Annotated in this window: 7 protein-coding genes; 3 read left to right on the top strand and 4 right to left on the bottom strand. The window is 71.7% G+C overall.

The genetic code is table 11. The features are described from left to right. Positions 1 to 46: 46 nt before the first annotated feature. Positions 47 to 1,126 (bottom strand): TetR/AcrR family transcriptional regulator, encoded by a 1,080-nt coding sequence (locus FNH05_RS27595; RefSeq protein ID WP_144591743.1) that lies wholly within the window; start codon positions 1,124 to 1,126, stop codon positions 47 to 49. Between the two features lie 89 nt (positions 1,127 to 1,215). Between FNH05_RS27595 and FNH05_RS27590 the strand changes: the two genes are divergently transcribed. Together FNH05_RS27590 and FNH05_RS27585 are read left to right on the top strand one after the other, a co-directional pair. Then, positions 1,216 to 2,406 carry a cytochrome P450 family protein gene (locus tag FNH05_RS27590; protein WP_144591738.1) on the top strand — a complete coding sequence of 397 codons (1,191 nt, stop codon included), beginning with the start codon at positions 1,216 to 1,218 and terminating at the stop codon, positions 2,404 to 2,406. 19 nt (positions 2,407 to 2,425) lie between these two features. After that, a complete protein-coding gene (locus FNH05_RS27585; RefSeq protein WP_144591741.1) occupies positions 2,426 to 3,436 on the top strand; it encodes a glycosyltransferase in 1,011 nt (336 codons plus the stop codon). A gap of 8 nt (positions 3,437 to 3,444) precedes the next feature. On the opposite strand, the gene FNH05_RS27580 is transcribed toward FNH05_RS27585, so the two are convergent. Both FNH05_RS27580 and FNH05_RS27575 read right to left on the bottom strand, forming a co-directional pair. Next, a complete protein-coding gene (locus FNH05_RS27580) occupies positions 3,445 to 4,848 on the bottom strand; it encodes a DHA2 family efflux MFS transporter permease subunit (protein ID WP_144591737.1) in 1,404 nt (467 codons plus the stop codon). 71 nt (positions 4,849 to 4,919) lie between these two features. Further along, positions 4,920 to 5,885: a zinc-binding dehydrogenase gene (locus tag FNH05_RS27575; protein ID WP_144591739.1), complete on the bottom strand. Its 966-nt coding sequence runs from the start codon at positions 5,883 to 5,885 to the stop codon at positions 4,920 to 4,922. A gap of 127 nt (positions 5,886 to 6,012) precedes the next feature. Here FNH05_RS27575 and FNH05_RS27570 point away from each other — a divergent pair, with 127 nt between their 5' ends. Further along, positions 6,013 to 6,852, top strand: a complete 840-nt coding sequence (locus FNH05_RS27570; RefSeq protein WP_144591735.1) for a phosphoribosylaminoimidazolesuccinocarboxamide synthase — start codon at positions 6,013 to 6,015, stop codon at positions 6,850 to 6,852. Here FNH05_RS27570 and FNH05_RS27565 read toward each other — a convergent pair. Beyond that, a partial coding sequence (locus FNH05_RS27565) for an MFS transporter (protein ID WP_144591733.1) occupies positions 6,810 to 7,337 on the bottom strand: 528 nt, incomplete at its 5' end. The genes FNH05_RS27570 and FNH05_RS27565 overlap by 43 nt on opposite strands.

Raw genomic sequence — 7,337 nt, 5'->3', positions numbered from 1 at the left:
GCCGTGAAGGGTCCCTTCACAGTCATATCGACTGTGAAGGGACCCTTCACGGCAGTAGGTCGGAAGCGGCGGCGTGGCATGCGCCGTAGCCGTCGGCGCGGGCGACGATCCGGCCGTCCTGGATGCGGACGGCGGTCTCGGTGGCGTCGCTGACGGCGGACACTCCCGCGGCGGCGGCCAGCTCGCCGGATTCGTCGTGGATGATCCGGAGACGGGGCCAGGCCGATGGCGCGACGGCGGCACTGAGGCAGTTGCGCAGGCCGGTGATGGTCAGGCGGGCGAGAGGGCCGAGTTCGCCGGGGTTGCCGGTGACCAGGACCGCGGTGACCGCGGAGTCGGGCGGCGCGGCGCGCAGCGCTTCTTCGATGGCGGCCAGCCGATGCAGACCGAGCACAGCGAGGACGCCATCGTGGTCCAGACGGGCCGGCTTGTCGCGCAGTGCGTCGGTCATGGCCGGTGGCGTCCATCGCCGGTCGGTGGGACGCGCCGGCGCGATGTGCGGCAGGTGGGCGGGCTGCCACGTGTCGTCGAGGTCGAGCTCGGCGAGTTGTTCGCACGCGCGGACGACGGCGAAGGGCTCCCCGAACCCCGGCGCGGCCGCGGCGAGTTGGCCGGCGCCGTGCAGTGTCGTCAGGGCGATCTCGGCCACCCGGACCATCCGTGAGGCGACCCGTACCGGGGATGGCAACTGCTCCAGGCACAGCCCGAGCAGGATCGCGCTGAGGCTCGTCAGTTGCGAGAACGGTTGGCTGACCTGTTCGTCGGACACGATCTCGGGGAGGAGGTCCCGGCCCAGCCTGCTCGCGCTGTGCCGGTCTTCCACCGCCAGCGGGAGCTGGGCCATCCAGGCGCGAGCGAAGTCGCCCAGCGCCGCACCGGCGGTCCTGGCGGTCGGGGGGTGTTCCGGATCGGCCGCCTGCTCGGCTTCCTGGGCCAGTACCGCGAAGTAGAGGGCTCGTTTGCTGGGGAAGTTGGAGTAGACCGCGCCGCGGGTCAGCTCGGCCCGTTCGGCGATCTGGTCGATCTTGGCGTCGCGGAAGCCGCGTTCGGTGAGCTCGTCCCGGGCGGCGGCCAGCACCTTGGCCCGGTTGTGTTCCTGCATCTGCGCCCTGCTGAGCCGGACCATCGCGCCCCTTCGTTGCCGTGCCTGCCGGAAGTAGGATACCGTCCGCATTCAAATACTATGAACATCTGATCGCATCATTTGGAGTCAAGGTGAACAGCATCCCGGAAATCGACCTGTCCGATCCCGCCGTCCTGTCGGACCCCTTCACCGCGTACGGACGGGCACGCGAGCTTGGCCCGCTGGCGCGGCTGGTGACACCGGGCTTCGGCGCGATGTGGGCGGTGACCCGGTATGAGGAAGCGAAGGCGATGTTGACCGACCCTCGGTTCGAACTGACCGCCGGCAGCTACCACCTGCGTCCGGACGTGCCCGAGCACTGCCTCAAGTACATGCGGACCATGCAGGAAATGGACGGGCCCGAGCATGCCCGGCTACGGCGGCTCGTCTCACCGTCGTTCACCGCGCGACGCGCCGCGGAGTTCCGCCCGCGCATCACCCGCATCGTCGACACCCTGCTCGACGAACTGGTCCAGCAGGCCGACGGGGACACCGTGGACCTGCTGGACCACTTCGCCCGGCCGCTGCCCATCGAGGTGATCTGCGAACTGGTCGGCATCCCGCCCGAGGACCGAGCCACCTGGCGCACCTACGGCACCGCCGTCGCCGCCGGACACGGCCCCGCGTTCGCGCAGGCCATCCCGGCCATCATGCGCGACGCGATGGCCGCGGTCACCCGTCGCACCCGCGAGCCCGGCGCGGACCTGCTGTCCGAACTGATCGGCATCCACGCCGGCGACCGGGACCGTCTCAGCGAGACCGAACTGGTCACCCTCGTCTGGCACCTCGTCCTCGCCGGGCAGACCCCGACCAACCTCGTCGCCAACGCGGTCGAGACCCTGCTCGGTCACCCCGGCCCGCTCGCCGCGCTGCGCGCCGACGAAAGCCTCATGCCCGGCGCCGTCGAGGAACTGACCCGCTGGTGCGGGCCTCAGCTACTGACCCTGCCCCGCTACGCCCGCGAGGACGCCGACATTGCCGGAATGCCCATCGGCAAGGGACAACCGGTCACCGCCGCGCTTGCCGCCGCCAACCGCGACCCCCGCGTGTTCACCGATCCCGAGCACCTCGACCTGCTCCGCCCGGCAGGCGGGCCGGCCCACCTGGGATACGCCCACGGGCCGCACTTCTGTCTCGGGGCCGCTCTGGCACGCGTCCAGACCGAGGTCGCACTCACCGCACTGCTGCGCCGCTTCCCCGCACTCGCGCTGGCCGACGGTGGCGCCCAGCGTGTCCCGGACCCCGGAACCTGGCGCCTCACCGCGCTGGCCGTGACCCTCTGACCTCGGCTGGATGGTCCGCATGCGCCTGCTCTTCGCCAGCCTCGCCTCGGTTGGCCATGTCTACCCGCTGATCCCGCTCGCGATCGCGGCCCGGGACGCCGGGCACGAGGTACACTTCGCCGTCGGCGAGCACGTCCACGCACCACTGATCAGGAACGGACTCCGGCCCTTTCGTCCCGCGGACTCGTTCTACGAGATCTACGCCGAGGACCTCGAACCGGCACTCGCACGGTTACGGCCCGACCTCGTCTTGCACGGATGGGGAGTGCCGGGGGCAGCCGTCGCCGCGCACCGTGCCGGAGTCCCCGGTCTCTGGCACGGGTTCGGTCGGCTGTTTCCCGAAGGAATCGGACTCCGGTCACCCGGGCCCGCCACCGGTGCCCCCGACCGGCCCCATCTCGACATCTGCCCGCCGTCCTTGCAGGACAAGGGTTTTCTCGCGACGGCCGAGCGGATCCCACTGCGTCCCGTCCCCTATTCCGAGCCGCCGGCGTCCGCGTGGCGCCTCGAGCGTTCTTCGCGGCCACTGATCTACCTCACGCTCGGCACCGCATTCGGCACCCCCGAGGTGCTCACCACGGCCATCCAGGGCTTGTCGGCGCTCGACGCGGACGTGATCGTCGCCGCCGGCCAGGTCCCCCCGGAGCGGCTCGGCACTGTGCCGGACAACGTCACGGTACAAGCGTGGGTGCCGCAGGCGGACCTGCTGCCGCACGTCGACGTGGTCGTGCACCACGGTGGCAGCGGCACGACTCTCGGCGCGCTCACCGTCGGCGCCCCGCAGCTGATCCTGCCCCAGGGAGCCGACCAGTTCGCCAACGCCGAAGCGCTCACCGAGGCGGGGGCCGCGCTGAGCCTCCTCCCCGGTGAACTGAGCGCGGACGCCATCACCGAGCACGCCCGAAAGCTGTTGCCACACCAGGGAAACAGTGGTTACCGCGAGGCGGCCTGCGCGATCGCCGAGGAGATCGCCCGCATGCCCTCCCCCGAAGAGGTCGCCCGTCGCCTGCCGGAATACGCCAAGCCGTGAAGGGACCTTCACGGCATCGCGGCGGGCGTCCGCTGGGCGGCGCGGGCCGAGCGCTGGGCGAGCCACAGCCAGGCGGCGCACACCACGGAACCCACCGAGGCGACACTCACCCACCAGAAGGCCTGCTGGAACGCGCTTTCCGCCCCGCGCGGCAGCGCGGCCGCGAGCACCACCGCGAACAGCGCCCCGCCCAGGGCGCCGCCGATCCGCTGCATGATGTTCACCGTCGTGGTGGCGTCGGGCAACTGGTCGCGGCGCACCGCCGCGTAGGCCGCCGCACCGGCGGGCATGGTGGCCAGCGCGATCGCCATACCCCGCAGGAACAGCAGCGCCTGCACGGTGACCGCGTCCGTGTGCGCGCCGAGGAAGGCGAACGGCGCGGTCGTCACCAGCGTCAGCACGTTCCCCCACAGCGCGACGATCCCGCCGCCGTACCGGTCGGTCAGCCGCCCGCCCAGTGGCGCCACGATCGCCGTCCCGAGACCGAGCGAGAACAGCGAAAGCCCGGTGGTGATCACGTCCGCGCCCCGCAGCACCTGGAAGTACAGCGGGAACAGCAGCATCGCACCGAACAGCGTGGCCCCGGCGAACGCGGTGACCACGGTGGCCGCGGCGAACACCGGATCGCGGAACAGGCGCAGGTCGACCAGCGCGTTCGCACGGCGCCACGAACGCGCCGCGAACGCGAGCAGCCCCGCGAACCCGAGCACGAGCGGAACCAGCACCGAGGTGTCGGCGAGCGTGGCCCGCTCGCTCCACCGGCTCACCGCGTAGACGAACATCGGCAGGCCGACGCTGATCAGGATCAGGCCGCTCCAGTCCAGGCGCGGCGCGGCGCCCCGCTCGCCGCGCGGCACGTACTTCAGGCCGAGGCCGATTCCGGCCACCCCGATCGGCAGGTTGATCAGGAACAGCCACGGCCAGGACAGCGAGTTCAGCAGCAGGCCGCCCAGGGTGGGGCCGATCGCGGGCCCGGTGCTGACCGCGATGCCAAGGATGCTCATCACACGCCCGAGCCGCTGGGGCCCCACGGCCTGGCCGAGCACGGTCTGCCCGGCGGGCACCAGCAACCCGGCGGAGACGCCTTGCAGCACGCGCAGGGCGACGAGCCATCCGAGGTCTCCGGCGAGCGCACACAGTCCGGACGCGACGGTGAACGCGCCGAAGGACCACAGCCACAGCCGCCCCACGCCGACCTTCCGGCCCAGCCAGCCGCACAGCGGCAGCGAAACGGCCAGCGCGATCAGGTAACCGCTGGCGATCCACTGTGCCGACGCCAGCGAAGCACCGAGATCGGCCGCGATCGAGTCCAGGCCGACGTTGACCAGCGAGGTGTCGAGCATGCTGACGAACCCGCCGAAGACCACCACCAGGGCCACCCGCCAGACGGGCCACGGAATCCGGTCGATCATGCGGTCCTCCGTGTCCTGCGGGACACCCACACCCGGTCGGCCCACGCGAACCGGGGCTCCGCCATTGCCGCTCACGCTGCGGCCTCCTGTGTCTTGAGCAGGGTTTTGCCGGTCACGACGCGGTTTTCCATCGCCGAATGCGCCTCCGCGGCCTTGGCGAGCGGGAAGGTCTGCCCGATCACCGGCCTCAGCCGTCCGGCGGCCGCTTCCGCGAGCGCACGCTCCGCCCGGGGCTTCGCCGTCGCGGCGAGCGGGAACAGCTGGCTCAGCGGTATGACGTCCACTTCGGACTCCGGGTCGGTCACGGTGACCGAACCGCTCGACGCACCGTGGATCGAGAACCGCCCTCTGGGCCGGGTGATGGCGAAGGCGGCGCGCCCGATGTCCCCGCCGACTCCGTCGAACACGACGTCGGGGCCACCGGAAGTGACTACTCGCACCTGGTCCGTCCAGTCCGGTTCGCTGTAGTCGACCGCGGCTTCGGCGCCCAGATCGCGGACCAGCGCCAGCTTCCGCGCTCCGCGGGCGGCACCGACGACGCGCGCCCCGGCATGGACCGCGAGCTGCACCAGCAGGCTGCCGAGTCCGCCCGCCGCCGCCTCGACCAGCACCCATTCGCCCACGCCGATCGCGGCGTTGCCGGCGAGCGCCAGCGCCGTGCCGCCGTCGTCGAACAGGGCGGCCGCCTCGGGCAACCCGAGCGTGTCCGGCACCACGACCAGGGAATCCACTGTGGACAGCGCGCGTTCGGCGTTGCCGCCGTACCCCGTTGCCGTGTGGGTGACGACCCGGCGGCCGAGCCAGGCGCCGTCCACTCCGGCACCGGTGGCGGCCACGGTTCCCGCAACGGTCGCGCCCGGCACGTACGGTGGTTCCGGCAACGGCGGTCCCGGGCTGATGCCCCGCCGCAGTTGCGTCTGGACGAAGTCGATCGCCGCCACCGCGACCTCGACCACCACCTGCCCCGGACCGGCCACCGGCTCCGGCACCTCGGTTTCGATCAGCACTTCCGGCCCGCCGAACCGGTCCACCCTCATCGCTCGCACGCACACCCTCCTCGGGTTCCTGGTGCGATCAGCGTCGAACATCTACCTAACTGGAGGTCAACCCCCGGGTGCCTCGGCGTTTAGGATGGACGGGCCGGAAACGACCGAGGACGGGGCGATGAAGCACATACACGCGGGCAAGGTCAGGGACCTCTACCAGGACGGGGACGACATCCTGCTGGTGGTCTCCGACCGGATCTCGGTCTACGACGTGGTCCTGCCCACACCGATTCCGGACAAGGGTGCGCTGCTCACCCAGTTGTCCAGCTGGTGGTTCGAGCATTTCGGCGACCTGGTGCCCAATCACGTGCTCTCCACCACCGACGTGCCCGCCGAGTTCGCCGGCCGCGCCATCCGGTGCAAGCCGCTGAAAATGGTGCAGGTGGAGTGCATCGCCCGGGGCTACCTGGCCGGCCTCGGCCTGAAGGAGTACCAGCGGAACGGCACCGTGTCGGGCGTCCCGCTGCCCCCCGGCCTTGTCGAGGGCAGCCGCCTGCCCGAGCCGATCTTCACCCCCACCACCAAGGCCACCGAGGGGCACGACGAGTTCATCACCTTCGACGACGTCATCCGCCAGGAAGGCCGGGAGACCGCCGAACGGCTGCGCGACCTGACGCTGGAGATCTATCGCAAGGGCGCCGAACACGCGGCCTCGCGCGGGATCATCGTCGCCGACACCAAACTGGAGTTCGGCTGGGACGCCGACGGCGTGCTCACCCTGGGCGACGAGGTGCTGACCTCCGACTCCTCCCGGTTCTGGCCCGCGGACGAATGGGAGCCGGGCCGCCCGCAGTACGCCTTCGACAAGCAGTTCGTCCGTGACTGGGCGGCGGGCACCGGCTGGGACCGGACGCCGCCCGGCCCGGAGGTCCCGGCCGACATCGTGGCCGCCACCCGGCAGCGGTACCAGGAGGCCTACGAGCGCATCACCGGCAAGACCTGGGGCGCCACCGCGTAGGTGACGCCGAAGGCGAGCACCGCCAGCGCCGCGGCCAGTCCGAAGGCGGGCCGGTAGCCGAGTTCGGCGGCGACCAGTCCGCCGAGTGGGCCCGCCACCAGGATCCCGAGGTCCCAGAACGAGGTCATCGCCCCGACCGCGACACCCGGCCCCAGCGCGCCGGTGCGGTGCAGGGTGACCGAGGTGGCCGCGGGATAGATCAGGCCGATGCCGACACCGGTGACGGCGGTGGCGAGCAGCGCGACGACCTCGCCGGGCGCCGCGGCGAGCAGCACCAGCCCGGCCGCCTCGACGACCAGGACCACCCGGGCCACCGCGAGCCCGCCGTGGCGGTCGACCAGCGGGCTGCCCACACTGCGCGTCAGCAGGAACGCGGCCGCGAACACGGCCAGCCCGAGGTTCTCCCCGCCCACCCGTTCCTCGCTCAGGTACAGCACGAGCAACGCGGTGAGGCTGCCGTAGCCGTAGGCCGAAAGCCCCAGCAC

It is taken from the genome of Amycolatopsis rhizosphaerae (assembly GCF_007713715.1).
GTDB lineage: Bacteria > Actinomycetota > Actinomycetes > Mycobacteriales > Pseudonocardiaceae > Amycolatopsis_E > Amycolatopsis_E rhizosphaerae.
This window is presented reverse-complemented; position numbering and strand designations above follow the sequence as displayed.

Excerpts from the sequence above, each read along its gene's own strand:
- FNH05_RS27595 (WP_144591743.1), bottom strand. The coding sequence starts at position 1,126 with ATGGTCCGGCTCAGCAGGGCGCAGATGCAGGAACACAACCGGGCCAAG.
- FNH05_RS27585 (WP_144591741.1), top strand. The coding sequence starts at position 2,426 with ATGCGCCTGCTCTTCGCCAGCCTCGCCTCGGTTGGCCATGTCTACCCG.
- FNH05_RS27580 (WP_144591737.1), bottom strand. The coding sequence starts at position 4,848 with ATGATCGACCGGATTCCGTGGCCCGTCTGGCGGGTGGCCCTGGTGGTG.
- FNH05_RS27575 (WP_144591739.1), bottom strand. The coding sequence starts at position 5,885 with ATGAGGGTGGACCGGTTCGGCGGGCCGGAAGTGCTGATCGAAACCGAG.
- FNH05_RS27570 (WP_144591735.1), top strand. The coding sequence starts at position 6,013 with ATGAAGCACATACACGCGGGCAAGGTCAGGGACCTCTACCAGGACGGG.